We start from the raw sequence: 17,729 nt of genomic DNA on the forward strand, positions 1-17,729 counted from the left end.
CACCCGCCGAGTCCTTCGATACACAGCGCTTGGCCCCTCCACTATATGCCACACGTAAAAAATCCAGTCTCCCTACCGCACCGCTCACAAACGCCCCATCTCAACGAGCTACGGTTCGCCGCTTTGGTTTGTCGGGCTTATGACTAACAAGCCGCTCCTTCAATTTTCGAAACTGTGCATCAATACGATCAACCAGTGCATCAATGGTGGCATACATCTCGGGTGTTGTAATCTTCGCTTGCACTTGCTTGCCACTCACAACACCGGTAACCTCCGCCTTATGCTGAAGCTTTTCCACTCCCAATATGACCTGTAATGACCCAACCTTTAACCCGTAGCGATCCAGCCGAGCAAATCGAGTCTCCACATAACTTCTCAGCGCTGGCGTCATGTCCATGTGACGGCTTGTGATTTTTAATGTCATCCCTACCTCCAATTTATTCCAGCCTGATGCAATGCCCCATCATCAAAAAAACTGTTTCCGCTGGCTTGCTGAAGCAATATTCAACTCTGCCCGATATTTGGCGACCGTCCTCCGTGCAATACGCACACCTTGACTAAAGAGCCTGGCCGCAATCTCCTCATCTTTCAATGGCCGCTTGGCATCCTCTTGAGCCACCATGGTCTTGATCATATCTCGCACCGACACCGAAGAGTGCATGCCGGACGGTTCGTCTGCCCGCTGGAGCCCGGCATTGAAGAAGAACTTCAGCTCCAACATGCCTTGTGGACAGTACATGTATTTATTGGCCGTCACTCGGCTGATCGTAGATTCATGCATCCCAATATCTTCAGCCACCTGTTTCAAGACTAACGGCTTGAGATACTGTACTCCATGTTCAAAAAACTCCTCCTGAAACTTAACGATGCTCGAGACCACTTTGACAATCGTTCTATTGCGTTGCTCGATGCTTCGAATTACCCACTGTGCGGCCCTCATTTTTTCATCCATGTACGCCTTCGTTTCAGGCGCACCACTCTGCCCCGACGAAATGAGCTGCTTGTAATACGGGCTGATTCTCATGCGTGGCAACCCGTCATCGTTTAGCAGTACAACCCACTCGCCATCATTCTTGACGACAAATACGTCTGGCACAATGACGTAGTTCTGAGTATTGATGAACGGTCGCCCAGGTTTCGGCTCAAGCTCTCCGATCACCTTGGTGGCATGAAAGACATCTTCTACAGTGACGTTCAGAGCCCTAGCAATTTTGGCATACTGCCTCTTTTCCAAATCCTTCAAGTGATGGAGCACAATGGCTTCAATCACTGAGGTCTTGAGCGCTCCAGGAGGTGCCCCAAGGGACCCGAAGGGGTTACGACCCAAATGTCGCAATTGCAAGAGAAGGCACTCTGGAAGATCCCTGGCAGCAACTCCTGTTGGATCGAAGGTTTGAATGTCCTTCAGGACAGACTCCGCCTCCGACTCCTCAAACCCTGTTCCAGCAATAACTTCAGCCAGCGAAATGCGCAGATACCCGTCGTCTTCAAGATTTCCAATAATCAGACGTCCGATTGTTTTCTCTTGATCGGTGAGTGTCGATAATGATAACTGCCAGAGCAGATGTTCCTCCAGCGAAGTGGGCTTGGCCACAGTCTGTTCGTAGGACGGCAGGTCATCCTGAGCGGAAGCATATTCGGCATCCCCACCTCGCCGATCTCTCCCAAAGTACTCTTCCCAGCCTGAGGCGGAAAACTCTTCCGGCGACCCTCGCTCTTCCCGTGATTCATCCTGAACACTCTGTTCCGGCTCGGCCACGCCATCGATTTCTTCACCCTTTCCCTCAGTGACCGATGACTCAGCCTCTTCTACGTCAGATTGAACCTCGTCAAGCAGAGGGTTCTCTAAGAGGTGCTGTGTCAGGCTCTGCTGTAATTCAAGGCGCGACAGCTGCAACAGTTTAATGGCCTGCTGCAACTGGGGCGTCATGATTAATTTTTGACTGAGCTTCAGATCAAGACGCAGTTTCATGGGCGACCGCCTACTTTCCTACAATCTAAACTGTTCTCCAAGATACACCGCTCTGGCCGTTTCGCTCTGCACAATCGCATCAGGGGAACCCGATTCTAAAATCACGCCCTCATTGATAATATACGCTCGATCGACGATGGAGAGCGTTTCCTGGACATTATGATCGGTAATCAAAATACCAATCCCTTTGACTTTAAGCCGTGTGATGATCTGCTGAATGTCCGCTACCGCGATCGGGTCAATTCCAGCAAACGGCTCATCTAGCAACATAAAGGACGGAGTGGCCGCCAGTGCACGCGTAATCTCCAATCGCCGTCGTTCACCTCCGGAAAGGGCATACGCCATGCTCGTTCGAATGTGTCCCAGATCCAGTTCCTGAAGCAGGGCATCGACCCGTTCATTTCGCTCTTGACGAGCATATCCCAGCATTTCCAGAATGGCCAGGACATTATCTTCCACCGAGAGGCGACGAAACACGGACGACTCTTGCGGCAGATACCCGATACCCTTACGCGCCCGTTTGTACATCGGTAGATTCGTAACGGATTCACCTTTGAAGGTAATCTCTCCTTCATCCGGCTGACATAATCCGACCATCATGTCGAAGATCGTTGTCTTCCCGGCTCCATTTGGCCCAAGAAGGCCCACGACTTCACCTGCAAAGACCTCGATGGCGACGCCTTTGACGACCTTTCGCCCACGAAAGCTTTTCACTAATCCATTCGCTCGGAGTGATACACCGCCTTCTCGTGCCACGCTGCTCGCTCGCATCTTTGGTGCTTCCTCAACGCTGGAAGTCATTGTCCATTCTGCCCTTCGCCTTCAATGCGGATATGGGATCCTCCCTCAACGACACTTCGCTCTTCCGTCAAATAAATAGTGATCTGCTTTCCGCTGACACGCGTCCCCTTCTCCCAAGCAACAGGCTCGCCTGTCAACACAACTTTCTCACCATCCGCGAAATACACGGCCTTTTGACAGGTGGCATTGCCATTTTCATATTTGATTTTTACAGCACGCGTCTCCCCAATCGCATCCACACGGTTCACCGAGCGACTCGACATCGTTGATCCTGAATGGCCTGACGGAGACAGGGATGAGGGTGCAGCGGATTCACTCTGCTCAGACCCCTTCCGTACTGATGACCCACCATCAGAGCCCTTTGACTGGAAGGACACCACCATCCTATCAGAGTGCACAACCAACGAGCCTCGAGTGAGCACCACCATTCCCTCAAAAACAGCCTGGCTATCCTGATTCCGTACCGTCATCCGATTAGATGTGATGGTCGTCGGCACACCAGGGGTCTCTAGGCTCCGCTTCAGACTCCCAGACTCAGAGGTAGGGGAAGCTGCCGCAGGTCCTGAGAAGACAACACTAAGAAGCAGACACCAGATCCACATGGACATCTTGAAGTATCTCAAACTCTTCCGACGGTATTCGCCCCATCAACCCTTGTCCCCGAACCTCCAGCCCATGGCCCACGATCCGAACCGGAGCACTCGTCCGAATCTCCCGCACCGCCTCTACCCATTCCAGTCGGTTGGTATAAATGGTGTATCCGCTCTTTGTTTGTACGACGATGGGAGATTCATGATTGGCCAACACAAAATCTTTTGTTGCCGTATTAAAGGTACCCTCTTCACCTTGAACTGTCACCTCATCCCCTGATCCCCCATAAAAGGTAAGGACAACCTCATGCAAAACGGCCCGCTTTTCTTGATCGAAGAGACGCGCCTGCTTGGCTCGCACCTGCCACTCAACAGCCTCCCCTTTGGACTGGGTAAACGTAAACTCCCCTAGTTTCGCATCTGCCTCGTCAATGGTATTGAATGAGCTGGGTCCGCTACTAGGAGGAGATGCGGTATTTCGGAAGAGAAGGTAACCAAGAAATATCGTCAGGAGTACACTCAAGGAAAGAAGAGCCCGGCGCGCGATAATTTCCCACATATTTGAATGGCTCTCCATGCATAGGATCATGGATCCTTGCCTACAACTGGCACGATCTTAGCATCTGATATCAATCAAGTAAACGCCTCCTTGGAAAAGAAAAAAGACTCCCATGCACAGAGGCACGGGAGTCTTTTGTTGTTGAAGCTGCTTCTGCCTGACCAGAACTAGGAAGACGTGCTCGCTCCCGTCGGCGAAGCCTGCGCTTGACTTGCAGGCGACTTTTTGAGGGCCGTGGTTTCTTGACGAGCAACTAATTCAATAGCCACCATTTCCGCAGCGTCTCCAATACGACGACGAGTCTTAATGATTCTAGTGTATCCACCCGGTCGATCTTTAAACCGTGCAGCAACGTCGCCAAAAAGCTTCGAGACCACGGACTTACTTCGAAGGAACCCTAACGCTCGCCGTCGAGCAGGAAGCGTCCCCTCCTTCCCAAGCGTGATCATGCGGTCAGTAAACCCTCTAATTTCCTTGGCTTTTGCCTCTGTCGTTTCAATACGCTCTTGATCCAGCAACGAGGTCACTAAGTTTCGGAAAAGGGCCCCTCGGTGTTTAGTCTGTCGACCAAGTTGTCGTCCTTTTTTTCTATGTCGCACGGTGTTCCCCTTGGCTAAGAATCATCATTCTGATTTCGGACTTCCGTTGTGTGGAGACGACGCCTCAACCTTCGTCCCTAGGGAAAGGCCCATTTCAGAGAGAATTTCCTTGATCTCGTTAAGAGACTTCTTCCCGAAGTTCTTCGTCCGTAACATCTCCCCTTCAGACTTTTGGACAAGATCGGCGATGGTTTTGATATTTGCATTCTTCAGACAATTGGCGGCCCGAACAGACAACTCTAATTCATTGACACTACGCGAAAGATTCTTGTTCACTTCCCGATGAGATTCCTCATACCCTACCTCGCTCTTCCCTTCGTTGCGCTCTTCTGGGTTGATGAAGATATCCAGGTGCTCGCGTAAGATCCCCGCAGCTGTGGAAAGTGCATCTCTTGGACTAATCGTACCGTCAGTCCAGATTTCCATCGCCAGCTTGTCATAGTCGGTCATACGTCCGACGCGCGCATTTTCCACATGAAAATTTACCCGCTTGATCGGAGAAAACACTGAGTCAATGGCAATCACGCCAATCGGCAACCCTTCTTCCTTGTTACGTTCCGCTGGGACATACCCACGTCCGTGCTTGACAGTCATCTCAATATCCAACGTGGCATCCTTGTCGAGAGTCGCAATATGCAAATCAGGGGTTAGAATACTCACCTCAGCATCGTGAAGAACATCCGAGCCCTTCGCTTCGCCAGGTCCCTTCTTTTTCAAACGAATGGTTTTGGGTTTGTCCGTATGGAGTGCCAAGCGTAGGCTCTTAATGTTTAAGATAATTGCCGTGACATCTTCCGTCACGCCGGAGATTGTTGAGAACTCATGAACAACCCCCTCGATTTTCACGGTGGTCACCGCAGCACCCGTAAGCGACGACAACAAAATGCGACGGAGGGCATTACCAATCGTGGTACCGAACCCCCGTTCAAACGCCTCCGTTGTGAAGCGCCCGAATGTGGGGGACTGTGTATCCTTGTCGACTTCCACCCGCATTGGGACCTGAAAGTCCTTCATCGCTTTGATCATGACCCACCCTCCATACCATCGAGTGACAAACACATTGACAGCTTCACCTGACCGACCAACACCCAGACCAGTGGGCTATCGAGAGTATAATTCAACGACCATCTGTTCGTTCACTGGCAACGTAATCTGGTCCTTAGCAGGAAGCGCCCGGATAATCCCTTTGAACGCCCCACGATCCAACTCCAGCCATTCTGGAATTCCACGGCTATCAACAGACTCCAATGCTGCCTGAATTGCCAGCAGATCTCGACTCCGCTCTCGAACCTCTATCACATCACCCGGCTTCACCAAAGCCCCGGCCACTGTAATCTTTTTGCCATTCAGTGTGAAGTGACCATGGCTAACCAGCTGACGGGCCTGTTTACGCGAAGCGCCAAATCCAAGACGATAGGCCACATTATCCAGCCGGCATTCAAGGAGACGTAATAAAGCGTCTCCCGTGACTCCAGTCTGCCGTTCGGCACGTTCGAATACGCCCCGAAATTGACACTCCTGAAGTCCATAAATCCGACGAAGCTTTTGCTTCTCGCGAAGCTGCAAGCTATAGTCGGATGTTCGTTGGCGCCCCTGTCCATGTTGCCCGGGGGGATAGCTCCGACGTTCAATCGCACATTTTTCCGTCATGCAGCGCGTGCCCTTCAGAAAGAGCTTTTCTCCTTCGCGCCGACACAACCGACAGACTGGACCACGATACTTTGCCACTGATGCCTCCTCGGAAAAGAGCTGCCCGAGTCGTTGACTACCGTGTCACCTAAGACCTCGAACCCCTACGACTCATTCGCTCGCATGAATTAGACTCGACGTCGCTTGGGTGGACGGCACCCATTATGCGGAATCGGCGTGACGTCACGAATCAGGTTGATCCGCAACCCTGCTCCCTGTAAAGACCGAATCGCCGACTCTCGCCCAGAACCAGGCCCATTTACATAGACATCGACCTGGCGCATACCGCTTTCCATCGCTTTTCTTGCTGCCGCCTCTCCGGCACGTTGAGCGGCAAACGGTGTACTCTTCCGCGAACCTTTAAACCCTTGATTCCCGGCACTCGCCCAGACTACCGTATTCCCGCTCATATCGGTAATGGTCACAATGGTATTATTGAACGACGCCTGAACATGAGCCACTCCACTCTGAACGATCCGGCGCTCTTTCTTCTTACCCTTTTTCACACTCATACTCTCTCCTCTCGATGGTGGAGCAGCTTACGCACGAGGCCCTGGTTTAGCTGCAGTCGATCTTGGTTTGCTACTCACACCGGCCCGACGTCCTTTTCTGGTTCTCGCATTGGTCTTGGTCCGCTGACCTCGAACAGGCAAACCTTTTCGATGTCGCAGGCCTCGGTAAGTCCCGGTGTCAACCAACCGCTTGATATTGAGCGACACCTCTTTCCTAAGATCACCCTCGACTCGATAATCACGTTCAATGATTTCTCTCAATTTGACAATCTTGTCTTCGCTCAAATCCTTCACACGAACGGCTCCATCAATACCGGCTTCGGCAAGGATCTGCTGAGCTGAGGTCCGCCCGATCCCGTAAATATACGTCAGCCCGATATCCGTTCGTTTATTCCTCGGTAAATCGACACCAGCAATACGTGCCATTCTTCCTCCAGATACGAGCATCAGGTGCGAGCCAACCGGCTAACACCGCTCTCCCGACTCGACATGTTCAGAACTCAGCCTCACCACGCCACTGCTATCCTTGTCGCTGCTTATGTCGCGGGTTCTTACAGAGAATACGCACGACACCGCGACGACGTACCACCTTACATTTTGCACAAATCGGCTTCACTGACGACTTGACCTTCATAACAATCCTCAACTCCCGTTACTTAAATCGATAGGTGATTCGACCCCTGGTCAAATCGTACGGAGACATCTCCACCGTAACCTTGTCACCAGGCAGAATGCGAATGAAATGCATACGCATTTTCCCAGAAATATGAGCCAGGATGACATGGCCATTTTCAAGCTTGACTCGAAACATAGCATTGGGAAGCGTCTCAGCCACTGAACCTTGAACTTCAATGATATCTTCTTTTGCCATATCCGTGGCTGTACCTTCTTAATAACTTAATAACGGTCGCCTAGAGTTTCTTCAATTGGCTCAAGATACGAGGCGCGCCGGCCGACTGTATGGCAATCGTATGCTCAAAGTGCGCCGACAAACTCCCATCCACCGTGACTGCCGTCCATCGATCATCGAGGATACGAACGGCACTTCGCCCCATATTCACCATCGGCTCGATCGCCAAAACCATTCCAGACTGCAAGCGTGGCCCTTGTCCGGCCTTCCCGTAGTTAGGAACTTGAGGTTCTTCGTGTAACTGTCGTCCAATGCCGTGGCCCACGAACTCCGTGACGACCGAATACCCAGCTGCCTCGACATGAGATTGCACTGCATGGGAAATATCCGTTAAACGATTTCCGACAATCGCTTGCTGGATTCCAAGATAGAGCGCGTCTCTTGTCACCTGCACCAGCTTTTCTATTTCCGGAAGAATCCGACCAACTGATACGGTCACGGCAGAATCACCGTAGAATCCGCCAACGATCGCTCCAAGATCTAACCCGATGATATCTCCATCTTTCAGCTTACGCCTCGATGGAATACCGTGAACCACCTGCTCATTCACAGAAGCACAAAGCGTCTTGGGATAGTTCCTATACCCTTTAAATGCTGGAATTGCACCCCGAGCTCGAATTTCCTTTTCAGCGATTGAATCGAGCTCCTCAGTACTAATACCGGGGCAGACAGCCTCTTTGACGACATCCAATGCCTCAGCCACCACCCGTGAAGCCGTCGCCATGACCTCGATTTCGGCTGGCGTTTTCAGAATGATCATGCCGTCCGGTAAACCGACAGGGTGCGTACAAGTTCCTGATAGACAACCTCGACCGCTTCAGCGCCATTGAGATGGGACAATAACTGCCGCTGCTCATAAAAACTGATCAATGGAGCAGTCTGCTCCTCATACACTTTGAGACGCATCTCAACCGCCTCTTGCTGATCGTCACTTCGCTGCACCAAGGTTTCGCCACATCGATCGCAAGCGACACCATTCCTCGGAGGAGCAAAATCTACGTGATAGGTAGCCTGACACTTTGGACAGCTGCGGCGCCCACTCAAGCGCTTAACAATCTCTTCCCGCGAAACCTTAAAATTAATAACTCGATCGAGCTGAATCTCCTCTGCTTTCAGCACATCCGAGAGAGCTTCAGCTTGAGGAACCGTCCTGGGGAATCCATCAAGAATAAACCCTTTGGGCTTTGATAACTCCGCAAGCTTTTCCTTCACTAACCCAATAACCACAGAATCGGGAACAAGGCGCCCCTGATCCATATGTCCTTTAGCTTCTACGCCTAGCGGAGTCCTATTACGAACGGCGGCTCTGAGCAAATCACCGGTTGAAATTTTGGCGATCTGGTACTGACTAACTATTTTCTCTGCCTGTGTGCCCTTACCAACACCCGGAGCCCCAAGAAAGACAACCCTCATAACTAGGTACTTCTCCCTCTCAATGGAGCCATACCCTTTCCGAGAAATCCATCGTAATTACGCATCAGCATATGCGACTCAATTTGTTGAGCCGTATCTAACCCCACTCCAATAACGATCAGAAGCGATGTACCCCCAAAATAGAACGGCACATTGAGTTTGTAAATCAGGAGCTCAGGAATCACGCACACAATTGCAAGATAGATAGCCCCTGCGAAGGTAATTTTCGTTAAAACGCCATAGATATAGTCGGAGGTTCTTTGACCGGGACGAATTCCTGGGATAAACCCACCATACTTCTTCATATTGTCTGCCATGTCCACAGGGTTGAGAACGACAGCCGTATAAAAGAAGCAGAAGAACAAGATCAAGCCGACGTACATCAACGTATAGAGAAGTGACCCTGGTGCCAACTGAGTCCCAATGGCTTTCACCCACGGAGTCTCAAAAAATCCTGCGATTGTTGCAGGGAAGGCAATGATCGACGAAGCAAAAATTGGAGGGATGACACCTGCGGTATTGATCTTCAACGGGATATGTGTACTTTGCCCTCCATAGACGCGTCGCCCAATCACACGCTTGGCGTATTGGACTGGTATTTTTCTTCGACCACTCTCCAAGAAAACAATGGCAGCCACCACGCCAACCATCAAGAGGGCTAGGCCAACCAACAAAAATGCATTCAACTGGCCGATCTCATAGAGATTGTAGGTCTGAGCCACAGCTGCAGGTAGTCGAGCGACAATCCCAGCAAAAATAATCAAGGATATCCCGTTACCAATTCCCCGTTCTGTGATTTGTTCACCCAACCACATTAGGAACCCGGTGCCAGCAGTGAGAGTGATCACCGTCATCAGACGGAATCCCCAGCCTGCATTGAGGACAAATGCCCCTTGATTCATTTGTTCGAGACCGATGGCAATGCCAAATCCCTGTATCAAAGCAATGCCAATCGTCCCAAATCGTGTGTACTGAATAATCTTCTTTCGTCCACGCTCACCCTCTTTGGCCAGTTTGGTGAGGTGCGGAATAACTACCGTCAGCAGTTGAAGGATAATGGATGCGCTGATGTACGGCATGATGCCGAGCGCAAAGATGGTCAAACGAGACAGTGAACCACCGGAGAAAATATCCAGAAACCCCAATAATGATCCGCCTTGCTTTTGCAGGAAATCGGAAAGGGCTTCTCCATTGATCCCAGGTGTTGGGATGTGAGAACCAATGCGATACACAACCAGCATGCCAAGCGTAAACAAGACACGGGTGCGCAGCTCGGGAATCTTAAAGATATTCTGAAAACTAGTCAGAAGACGTTCAAGCACCGCCGATAACCTCAACTCTCCCACCAGCCGCTTGAATCTTGGCTTCGGCCGACTTACTGAACTTGTGAGCCTGAACGACCAGTGACTTCTTCAACTCACCGACGCCGAGAATCTTAATTGGCAAACGCTTCCGCTTGACTAATCCGGCATCAACCATTGCCTGAGGAGTAACCGTCCCATCTCCAGTCCATTGCTCGAAACTCTTTAGATTGACAATGGCGTATTCTACCCGCGAGGGATTCGTAAAACCAAACTTGGGCAGGCGCCGGATCAATGGCATTTGTCCGCCCTCAAACCCCGGTCGCTTTCCTCCACCTGATCGTGCCAAAAGACCCTTGTGCCCTTTGGTCGCCGTCTTCCCGTGGCCAGAGCCAGGGCCACGCCCAATGCGCTTTCGGCGTTTTTTTGATCCCGGCGCTGGCGCCAAATCATGAAGATTCATGAACGTCCAACCTCCAGCAAATAGCCAACTTTTCGGATCATTCCTTGAACTTGTGGCGTATCTGGGCGGATCACTGTTTGACGAATATGTCGTAGCCCCAAACCACGCAGGACAAGGCGGTGACCTTCCGGTGTCCCAATCGGACTACGCCGTAGAGTCACCCGCACAGATTGCCCAGGAGATACTGTAGTTTTCGTTACCGCTCTTGCTCCCATTATGCTGTCGCCCTTTCCCGCCCTTCATCCGTCGTTTGTCGGCGGAAACGAAGTACATCATCAATATTTCTCAGCTGCATGAGACCATCAAGTGTGGCACGAACTGCATTGAACGGATTCCCACGCCCTAAGGTCTTTGCGATAACATTATGAGCGCCGACCAATTCAACAACGGCGCGAACCGCACCTCCCGCAATGATCCCCGTCCCATCTACGGCAGGTTTTAACAACACATGTTCTGCCCCAAAGAGACCATGGACCTCGTGCGGAATCGTCCCACCCTTAAGGGGAACATGAACAAGATGTTTCTTGGCTTGCTCCACAGCTTTCGAAATCGCAACAGGCACCTCGGCCGCCTTCCCCTTACCAATCCCAACCCAGCCATGGCCGTCACCAACAACAACCAGCGCGCAAAAATTGAAGCGCTTACCACCCTTGACCACCTTTGCCACGCGGTTGATAAACACCACTTTGTCTTTCAGACTCAGTTCATCGGGATTGACTCGCACGCTCGCACCCCTCAGTCCAACATTCAGTTAATTTCTGGAATAGTGAATCGTCATCAACCCTATCCACGTATGCCGCTCAGGGCCTGCATTCAAAATTGAAGGCCACCCTCGCGAGAAGCATCGGCCAACGCTTTGATGCGGCCATGATACATCCGTCCACCACGGTCAAAGACCACTGTCGTAACCTTCACCGCCTTGGCGCGATCAGCGATTAGCTTCCCTACAGCTTTAGCCGCTTCAATGCCACCGGTTGATTTAACCGATGCACGAATCGCTTTATCCAGAGTAGACGCGGCAGCAATGGTAGTCCCTCGAACATCATCAATGATCTGAGCATAAATATGGGATGTACTCCTGAAAACGTTTAAGCGAGGACGCTCAGTGGTACCAAAAATGGCTTGGCGTACACGCCTACGCCGCCGTTCAAGCTGTTGAACTTTATCTGCAGCATTCATTGTGAATTCCTACTTCCCAGTTTTGCCTTCTTTTTTGCGCAAGGTTTCACCAGCATAACGAACACCCTTTTGCTTATACACATCGGGTGGCTTAATGGCCCGGAGGTCGGCCGCAACTTGACCAACTAACCGCTTGTCAACCCCTTTAACATTGATGAGAGTTTGCTTATCAACCTTCACATCGATCCCGGTTGGGACTTCATAGACAACTGGGTTGATATACCCAACGTTAAAGCTCAAGGTCCGACCTTGAAGTTGGGTCTTGTAGCCAACTCCAGTAATCTCAAGCGAGCGCTCATACCCCTTGGTGACACCCTGGATCATGTTACTCAACTCCGCACGAGTGAGTCCATGCAACGCCCTTACCTTACGATCATCGCTGGATCGACCGACAAGTACCTGGCCATCCTTGACAGCCACATCAAGGCCCTGCATGAGCGACCAGTCTAACTTCCCCAAAGGACCCTTCACAGTCACGGTTGATCCAGTGGTTTTCACTTCCACTCCGGACGGAATAGTGATCGGCTTTTTCCCAATACGAGACATGCTCTCCTATACCCTTCACCCCGAGGTCCAAACGACCAGTATCTTTACCACACCGAGCAGAGAACCTCGCCCCCGAGATGACTTTTGCGAGATTCTTGGTCTGTCATGATTCCTTTAGATGTCGAAAGGATAGACACACCAATTCCATTCCGAACCTTTCGAATATCTTGACTCCCAACATAGACCCGACGGCCCGGCTTACTAATGCGCTCGAGCCCCGTGATCATTGGCTGCCCCTCCCCCACATAGCGAAGGCGCACTTGGAGGACGGGATGCCCATGCTCAACGCTGTCCTCAACCCCCTCGACATAGCCTTCCCTCTTCAAGATCTCAAGGATTGCTCGTTTGAGTTTTGAGGTTGGAACCGTTACTGTTTCATAGCGCCGCTGGGCACCATTTCTTAACCGAACAAGAAGATCGCCGATTGGATCGGTAACCATGCTGTATCCTTCTACCCCTCTATGCTATTCTTTAGTTGACCGCCACTTATCCACACGTGCTGGCTACCAGCTAGACTTTCTCACTCCAGGAATCTCTCCCCTGAGGGTCAGCACACGAAAACAGATTCGACACATCCGAAACCGACGCAAATACCCTCGAACTCTTCCACACACACCGCATCGATGATACTGGCGGGTCGAAAACTTTGGTTTCGTCGCGGCTTTATTTCTTAATGCTAAACGTGACACAAGAACTCCTTCCGTCCAACCGAGACCAGACGCTCGCGCTATTTTTTATGTTCGGAACGGCATCCCGAGATACTTCAACAAAGCCTTTCCTTCATCATTCGTTTTGGCGGTTGTCACAACCGTAATATCCATACCGTGAATCGAGGCCACTTCATCGTACTTAATTTCAGGGAAGATCAACTGCTCCTTCAACCCAAGCGTATAGTTTCCGCGGCCATCGAATGCTTTCGGAGAGACACCACGAAAATCTCGGATTCGCGGAAGCGCCAATGTCACTAAGCGATCAAAAAACTCGTACATCCGACGACTACGGAGCGTCACCTTCGTCCCGATTGGAAGGCCCTGCCTGAGCTTGAATCCGGCAATAGCCTTCTTCGCACGAGTCACAACAGGCTTTTGCCCGGTAATCATACCCAATTCAGTGACGGCACTTTCCAGAAGCTTGACATTTTGAATAGCTTCACCCATGCCAACGTTCAGCACGACCCGCTCAAGCTTGGGGACCTGCATAACGTTCTTATACCCAAATTCCTTCATCAGCGCCGGTACGACCTGCTGCTCATACATGTCTCTGAGTCTGGGTCGAAATTTAGACTCAGCACTCCCCTGGTCGAGCTGCGACGCTTCTTTCTTCGGGGATTTTTTTTCCGTGGGTTTACTCGTTCGATTTTTTGGTTCCTTAGCCATTGCCAACCCTATTCCAGAGTCTCATTAGATTTCTTGCTGAAACGCACCCGCCGCCCATCATCCTGAGTTCGCATTCCTACTCGTGTCGGCTTTTGCGCAACAGGACAGAAAAGCATAACATTAGAAATCTGGAGAGGCGCCTCTCGCTCCAGGATTCCCCCTTGTTTTGCCTTCTGATTAGGCTTCGTATGCCGTTTAATGACATTCAGCTTTTCGACGATCAGCTTGCCTGCGCGGAGGTCAACGGACATCACTTTACCCGTCTTCCCACGCTCACGACCGGATATGACAATCACCGTGTCGCCTTTTCTAATTCTGCTTTTTCGAAGTACTTGCACAACACTCCTCGCTCGTCCGACCCTATAAAACTTCTGGTGCCAATGAGATGATCTTCATGAATTTCTTCCAGCGGAGTTCTCGCGCAACCGGGCCAAAGATACGCGTCCCGATAGGTTCGCCCTCTTTATTGATCAACACACAAGCATTTCTATCGAACTTGATGTAAGACCCATCTTCCCGCCGAACTTCTTTCGTCGTTCGAACAATAACCGCCCGACTCACATCCCCTTTTTTAACACTGGCCTGAGGGATGGCCTCCTTAACTGCCACGACCACTACATCCCCTAACGACGCGTATCGACGACGCGTGCCCCCAAAGACGTGAAAGCACATGGCTTGCTTCGCCCCGGAGTTATCAGCCACATCCATGTATGTATAATTCTGAATCATTGATAAATTCCCACGAATCTCAAATGCCGAATGAAACTAGTCAAACCCCGCTATTTCTCAGGCTGCCCCTTCTCCATAACCTGAACCACCCGCCAATTCTTTTCCTTACTCAGTGGACGGGTCTGAACCAACTTCACCCGATCTCCCACCTTGCACGCACCGCTTTCATCATGGGCCTTTAACCTTGTCACCCGCCTCAACACCTTCTTATAGACGGGATGAACAACCGACCGAGACACCACCACGACAACTGTTTTCTGCATTTTGTTACTAACGACATCACCGTACCAGTGGCGCCGCTTTACCACCTCAGCCATAGCATCCTTTACCTTTTCGATTCGTCAGTTTGGCTCCGAACCTGATTGAGCACCGTCTTGACTCTTGCGATATCACGTTTCGTCTTTCGAATTTGCATCGGGTTCTCGAGTCGACCTGTCCCAAACTGAAAGCGCAGCGTAAACAGCTCCTGCACGAGCTGCTGCTCCTTCTCCTGAAGTTCGCCCGCACCCATAGTTCGCAACTCTTTCACATCAAGCGCCATAGACCTTCTCCACGCTCCCCCGCAAGTTGACCAGCTCCCCTTTTACTTTTATCCAAACTCACCGCGAACAACCAACTTCGTCGCGACCGGCAACTTGTGAGAGGCAAGCCTGAACGCTTCACGTGCAGTCTCCGGAGTAACTCCGTCCATCTCATAGAGAATCCGACCTGGCTTTACGACAGCCACCCAATACTCAGGGTTACCCTTCCCTTTTCCCATTCGAGTTTCAGCTGGCTTCTTGGTTATTGGCTTATCCGGGAAAATTCTTGTCCAAACCTGGCCGCCTCGCTTCACATATCGCGTAATGGCAATTCTGGCAGCTTCAATTTGACGACTCGTCACCCACCCTGGTTCCAATGCTTTCAAACCAAACTCACCAAGGGTAATCTGACCACCACGGTAGGCCTTCCCATTCATACGGCCTTTTTGCATCTTTCTAAATTTGACTTTCTTAGGGGCTAACACAGCTTGATCTCCTCACCCAAACCGTCTATCCAATGTTGACTCGGCTTTCATGGGTTGCACAGGGAGAAGTTCGCCTTTATAGATCCATGTCTTCACCCCGATTTGCCCCATCGTTGTATGGGCCTCAGCAAAACCATAATCAATTTCAGCTCGAAGGGTATGTAGAGGAACACGTCCTTCGCGATACCACTCAGTCCTAGCGATTTCGGCCCCGCCCAAACGACCAGCCACCATAATCTTGATCCCCTGCGCACCAAGCCTCAGTGCCGACTGCACGCTTCGCTTCATCGCCCTCCGGAATGCCACCCGCTTTTCAAGCTGCGTCGCGACATTCTCACTCACCAGTTGCGCGTCAAGCTCCGGCTTCTTGATTTCCTTGACCGTGATATAAACCTGCCCACCATACTGCTTCTCAAGATCAGCCTTAAGCTTGTCGACTTCCGCACCTTTTCGACCGATAATGATTCCCGGTCGAGCCGTATGAATAATGACTCGTGTCTGATCACCAGAACGCTCAATTTCGACCTTTGCAACGCCAGCGTGGTAAAGGCGAGCTTTCACGACCTTCCTGATCTTCACGTCTTGATGGAGCAACTTGGCATAATCCTTCCCGGCATACCACCGAGAACTCCAAGTGTAGTTATAACCAAGCCGATAACCAATTGGATGTGTTTTCTGACCCATGCGCGCTATGCCTCAATAAATAATAATCAACCTACTTCTTTTGCCCTCGATCTCCTGACGCTGCAACTACCACCGTAATGTGACTGGTACGCTTCTGAATTGCATTGGCTCTCCCCATGGACCTGGCCCTTACACGCTTGTAGGTAGGACCGCAGTTGACAAAAGCCCGGGAAACAACCATCGACTCACTATCACCCAACTCCTTCAGTTCCGCGTTCGCCACTGCGGAACGCAAGAGCTTCTCCACCACCCGTGCTGCATGCCGAGGCGTGTGCTTCAACATGGCCAGGGCCATGGGAACCTGCTGACCTCTAATCATATCGATCACCGGCTTAGCTTTTCTCGGTGCAACACGAACAAACCTAAGAATGGCATGTGCTTCACTCATCGTGCAATCCTGTCACCCTTCAACATTCCAAGTTCAAATCGTCGGATCCTGTCGCCCCTGCGAATCAAATTCAGTTCACAAGCCCCTACTTGAGAGCGACAGCCTTTTCAGTCTTAGCCTGACCATGTCCCTTAAAAAACCGAGTCGGAGCAAATTCACCAAGCTTATGTCCAACCATATTCTCGGTAACAAAAACAGGAATGAACTTCTTCCCATTATGAACCGCAAAGGTATGACCAATCATGTCAGGCACGACCGTCGATCGCCGTGACCACGTCTTGATCAGCTTTCGATCCTTCGTTTGATTCATCTGCTCGACTTTTTTAAGAAGATGGCCGTCAACAAAAGCGCCCTTACTAACTGATCTAGGCATTACGCACTCCTGACTTACGTCGGGCAATTATGAATTTATCGGTCTTCTTATTGTGCCGCGTCTTGTACCCCTTCGTGGGGAGCCCCCAGGGAGAAACTGGATGCGGATTGCCCTGACCAGACTTCCCCTCACCTCCACCGTGCGGATGGTCAACAGGATTCATGACAACGCCTCGAACGTGCGGCCGCTTCCCTTTCCAGCGAGTTCTCCCCGCCTTTCCGACGCTCACGTTCTCATGATCCACGTTTCCCACTTGCCCAACCGTTGCCATGCAGTGCCCTAAAACCCTTCGCATTTCTCCAGACTTCAAACGGACCTGCACATAGTCTCCATCACGGCCCATAACTTGAGCAAATCCACCAGCGCTTCGGATCAGCTGCCCACCCTTTCCAGCCTTCAATTCGATGTTATGGATCGTCGTTCCAAGCGGCATATTGACCAATGGCAAAGCATTTCCTGGCCTGATCTCAGCCTGTGGCCCAGACTGCACTTCATCATTAATGGAGAGTCCTACCGGCGCCAAAATATACCGCTTTTCTCCATCACGATATTTCAAAAGCGCGATCCTTGCCGAGCGATTCGGGTCATACTCAATTGCCGTAACCTTTGCAGAAACACCAACCTTATCTCGACGAAAAT

The 17,729-nt window shown here is 51.1% G+C and carries 32 protein-coding genes; all 32 read right to left on the reverse strand.

The window, feature by feature from the left end; translation table 11 throughout:
- Positions 1–100 precede the first annotated feature (100 nt).
- Positions 101–424, reverse strand: coding sequence for a ribosome hibernation-promoting factor, HPF/YfiA family (gene hpf, locus ACYX34_RS00505; protein ID WP_462074596.1), 324 nt, complete (start codon positions 422–424; stop codon positions 101–103).
- Positions 425–466: 42 nt separating this feature from the next.
- Positions 467–1,972: an RNA polymerase factor sigma-54 gene (rpoN, locus tag ACYX34_RS00510; protein WP_462074597.1), complete on the reverse strand. Its 1,506-nt coding sequence runs from the start codon at positions 1,970–1,972 to the stop codon at positions 467–469.
- Positions 1,973–1,990: 18 nt separating this feature from the next.
- On the reverse strand, positions 1,991–2,743 hold the full coding sequence (gene lptB / locus ACYX34_RS00515) for an LPS export ABC transporter ATP-binding protein (RefSeq protein WP_462074620.1): 753 nt from the start codon (positions 2,741–2,743) through the stop codon (positions 1,991–1,993).
- Between the two features lie 26 nt (positions 2,744–2,769).
- On the reverse strand, positions 2,770–3,381 hold the full coding sequence (locus ACYX34_RS00520; RefSeq protein ID WP_462074598.1) for an LptA/OstA family protein: 612 nt from the start codon (positions 3,379–3,381) through the stop codon (positions 2,770–2,772).
- Positions 3,350–3,940 (reverse strand): LPS export ABC transporter periplasmic protein LptC, encoded by a 591-nt coding sequence (gene lptC, locus ACYX34_RS00525; RefSeq protein WP_462074599.1) that lies wholly within the window; start codon positions 3,938–3,940, stop codon positions 3,350–3,352. The genes ACYX34_RS00520 and lptC overlap by 32 nt, the downstream gene beginning before the upstream one ends.
- Before the next feature lie 149 nt (positions 3,941–4,089).
- Positions 4,090–4,521 carry a 50S ribosomal protein L17 gene (gene rplQ / locus ACYX34_RS00530; RefSeq protein ID WP_462074600.1) on the reverse strand — a complete coding sequence of 144 codons (432 nt, stop codon included), beginning with the start codon at positions 4,519–4,521 and terminating at the stop codon, positions 4,090–4,092.
- 24 nt (positions 4,522–4,545) lie between these two features.
- Positions 4,546–5,547, reverse strand: a complete 1,002-nt coding sequence (locus ACYX34_RS00535; protein WP_462074601.1) for a DNA-directed RNA polymerase subunit alpha — start codon at positions 5,545–5,547, stop codon at positions 4,546–4,548.
- A 75-nt stretch (positions 5,548–5,622) separates the two neighbouring features.
- Positions 5,623–6,249, reverse strand: coding sequence for a 30S ribosomal protein S4 (gene rpsD / locus ACYX34_RS00540; RefSeq protein ID WP_462074602.1), 627 nt, complete (start codon positions 6,247–6,249; stop codon positions 5,623–5,625).
- 89 nt (positions 6,250–6,338) lie between these two features.
- Entirely contained in the window at positions 6,339–6,722 is a 384-nt protein-coding gene (rpsK, locus tag ACYX34_RS00545) for a 30S ribosomal protein S11 (RefSeq protein WP_086425746.1), read from the reverse strand.
- Positions 6,723–6,749: 27 nt separating this feature from the next.
- The gene (gene rpsM, locus ACYX34_RS00550; RefSeq protein WP_462074603.1) at positions 6,750–7,148 is read right to left on the reverse strand and encodes a 30S ribosomal protein S13; all 399 of its coding nucleotides are present in this window, start codon (positions 7,146–7,148) and stop codon (positions 6,750–6,752) included.
- Positions 7,149–7,242: 94 nt separating this feature from the next.
- Positions 7,243–7,356: a 50S ribosomal protein L36 gene (gene rpmJ / locus ACYX34_RS00555; protein ID WP_086418833.1), complete on the reverse strand. Its 114-nt coding sequence runs from the start codon at positions 7,354–7,356 to the stop codon at positions 7,243–7,245.
- 18 nt (positions 7,357–7,374) lie between these two features.
- The gene (gene infA / locus ACYX34_RS00560) at positions 7,375–7,593 is read right to left on the reverse strand and encodes a translation initiation factor IF-1 (RefSeq protein WP_086425744.1); all 219 of its coding nucleotides are present in this window, start codon (positions 7,591–7,593) and stop codon (positions 7,375–7,377) included.
- 40 nt (positions 7,594–7,633) lie between these two features.
- Positions 7,634–8,392: a type I methionyl aminopeptidase gene (map, locus tag ACYX34_RS00565; RefSeq protein WP_462074604.1), complete on the reverse strand. Its 759-nt coding sequence runs from the start codon at positions 8,390–8,392 to the stop codon at positions 7,634–7,636.
- Entirely contained in the window at positions 8,389–9,045 is a 657-nt protein-coding gene (locus tag ACYX34_RS00570; protein ID WP_462074605.1) for an adenylate kinase, read from the reverse strand. Before ACYX34_RS00570 ends, map begins: the two co-directional genes overlap by 4 nt.
- Positions 9,046–9,047: 2 nt before the next feature.
- Entirely contained in the window at positions 9,048–10,367 is a 1,320-nt protein-coding gene (secY, locus tag ACYX34_RS00575) for a preprotein translocase subunit SecY (protein WP_462074606.1), read from the reverse strand.
- A complete protein-coding gene (gene rplO / locus ACYX34_RS00580) occupies positions 10,360–10,809 on the reverse strand; it encodes a 50S ribosomal protein L15 (RefSeq protein WP_462074607.1) in 450 nt (149 codons plus the stop codon). Before rplO ends, secY begins: the two co-directional genes overlap by 8 nt.
- Positions 10,806–11,024 carry a 50S ribosomal protein L30 gene (gene rpmD, locus ACYX34_RS00585; RefSeq protein ID WP_462074608.1) on the reverse strand — a complete coding sequence of 73 codons (219 nt, stop codon included), beginning with the start codon at positions 11,022–11,024 and terminating at the stop codon, positions 10,806–10,808. The genes rplO and rpmD overlap by 4 nt, the downstream gene beginning before the upstream one ends.
- Positions 11,024–11,533, reverse strand: a complete 510-nt coding sequence (rpsE, locus tag ACYX34_RS00590; protein ID WP_462074609.1) for a 30S ribosomal protein S5 — start codon at positions 11,531–11,533, stop codon at positions 11,024–11,026. Before rpsE ends, rpmD begins: the two co-directional genes overlap by 1 nt.
- An 89-nt stretch (positions 11,534–11,622) precedes the next feature.
- Positions 11,623–11,988, reverse strand: a complete 366-nt coding sequence (gene rplR, locus ACYX34_RS00595) for a 50S ribosomal protein L18 (RefSeq protein WP_462074610.1) — start codon at positions 11,986–11,988, stop codon at positions 11,623–11,625.
- A gap of 9 nt (positions 11,989–11,997) precedes the next feature.
- Positions 11,998–12,534, reverse strand: coding sequence for a 50S ribosomal protein L6 (gene rplF, locus ACYX34_RS00600; RefSeq protein WP_462074611.1), 537 nt, complete (start codon positions 12,532–12,534; stop codon positions 11,998–12,000).
- Between the two features lie 44 nt (positions 12,535–12,578).
- Positions 12,579–12,974 (reverse strand): 30S ribosomal protein S8, encoded by a 396-nt coding sequence (gene rpsH, locus ACYX34_RS00605; protein WP_462074612.1) that lies wholly within the window; start codon positions 12,972–12,974, stop codon positions 12,579–12,581.
- Positions 12,975–13,037: 63 nt separating this feature from the next.
- Positions 13,038–13,223 (reverse strand): type Z 30S ribosomal protein S14, encoded by a 186-nt coding sequence (locus tag ACYX34_RS00610; protein ID WP_086425734.1) that lies wholly within the window; start codon positions 13,221–13,223, stop codon positions 13,038–13,040.
- Between the two features lie 45 nt (positions 13,224–13,268).
- A complete protein-coding gene (rplE, locus tag ACYX34_RS00615) occupies positions 13,269–13,910 on the reverse strand; it encodes a 50S ribosomal protein L5 (RefSeq protein WP_462074613.1) in 642 nt (213 codons plus the stop codon).
- Positions 13,911–13,918: 8 nt separating this feature from the next.
- Positions 13,919–14,248: a 50S ribosomal protein L24 gene (rplX, locus tag ACYX34_RS00620; protein ID WP_462074614.1), complete on the reverse strand. Its 330-nt coding sequence runs from the start codon at positions 14,246–14,248 to the stop codon at positions 13,919–13,921.
- Between the two features lie 22 nt (positions 14,249–14,270).
- Positions 14,271–14,639 carry a 50S ribosomal protein L14 gene (gene rplN / locus ACYX34_RS00625; protein WP_086418820.1) on the reverse strand — a complete coding sequence of 123 codons (369 nt, stop codon included), beginning with the start codon at positions 14,637–14,639 and terminating at the stop codon, positions 14,271–14,273.
- Positions 14,640–14,689: 50 nt separating this feature from the next.
- Entirely contained in the window at positions 14,690–14,956 is a 267-nt protein-coding gene (gene rpsQ / locus ACYX34_RS00630; RefSeq protein ID WP_462074615.1) for a 30S ribosomal protein S17, read from the reverse strand.
- A gap of 8 nt (positions 14,957–14,964) precedes the next feature.
- A complete protein-coding gene (rpmC, locus tag ACYX34_RS00635) occupies positions 14,965–15,180 on the reverse strand; it encodes a 50S ribosomal protein L29 (protein ID WP_462074616.1) in 216 nt (71 codons plus the stop codon).
- A gap of 48 nt (positions 15,181–15,228) precedes the next feature.
- Positions 15,229–15,645: a 50S ribosomal protein L16 gene (gene rplP, locus ACYX34_RS00640; protein WP_462074617.1), complete on the reverse strand. Its 417-nt coding sequence runs from the start codon at positions 15,643–15,645 to the stop codon at positions 15,229–15,231.
- A 12-nt stretch (positions 15,646–15,657) separates the two neighbouring features.
- Positions 15,658–16,329, reverse strand: a complete 672-nt coding sequence (gene rpsC, locus ACYX34_RS00645; protein WP_086425727.1) for a 30S ribosomal protein S3 — start codon at positions 16,327–16,329, stop codon at positions 15,658–15,660.
- Between the two features lie 31 nt (positions 16,330–16,360).
- Positions 16,361–16,717 carry a 50S ribosomal protein L22 gene (rplV, locus tag ACYX34_RS00650; protein ID WP_462074618.1) on the reverse strand — a complete coding sequence of 119 codons (357 nt, stop codon included), beginning with the start codon at positions 16,715–16,717 and terminating at the stop codon, positions 16,361–16,363.
- An 85-nt stretch (positions 16,718–16,802) separates the two neighbouring features.
- Complete coding sequence (rpsS, locus tag ACYX34_RS00655) at positions 16,803–17,090, reverse strand: 30S ribosomal protein S19 (RefSeq protein ID WP_413934202.1); 288 nt, start codon at positions 17,088–17,090, stop codon at positions 16,803–16,805.
- On the reverse strand, positions 17,083–17,729 hold a 647-nt coding region (gene rplB, locus ACYX34_RS00660), incomplete at its 5' end, for a 50S ribosomal protein L2 (RefSeq protein ID WP_462074619.1). The genes rplB and rpsS, both read right to left, overlap by 8 nt.

This window comes from Nitrospira sp. CMX1 (assembly GCF_054902215.1).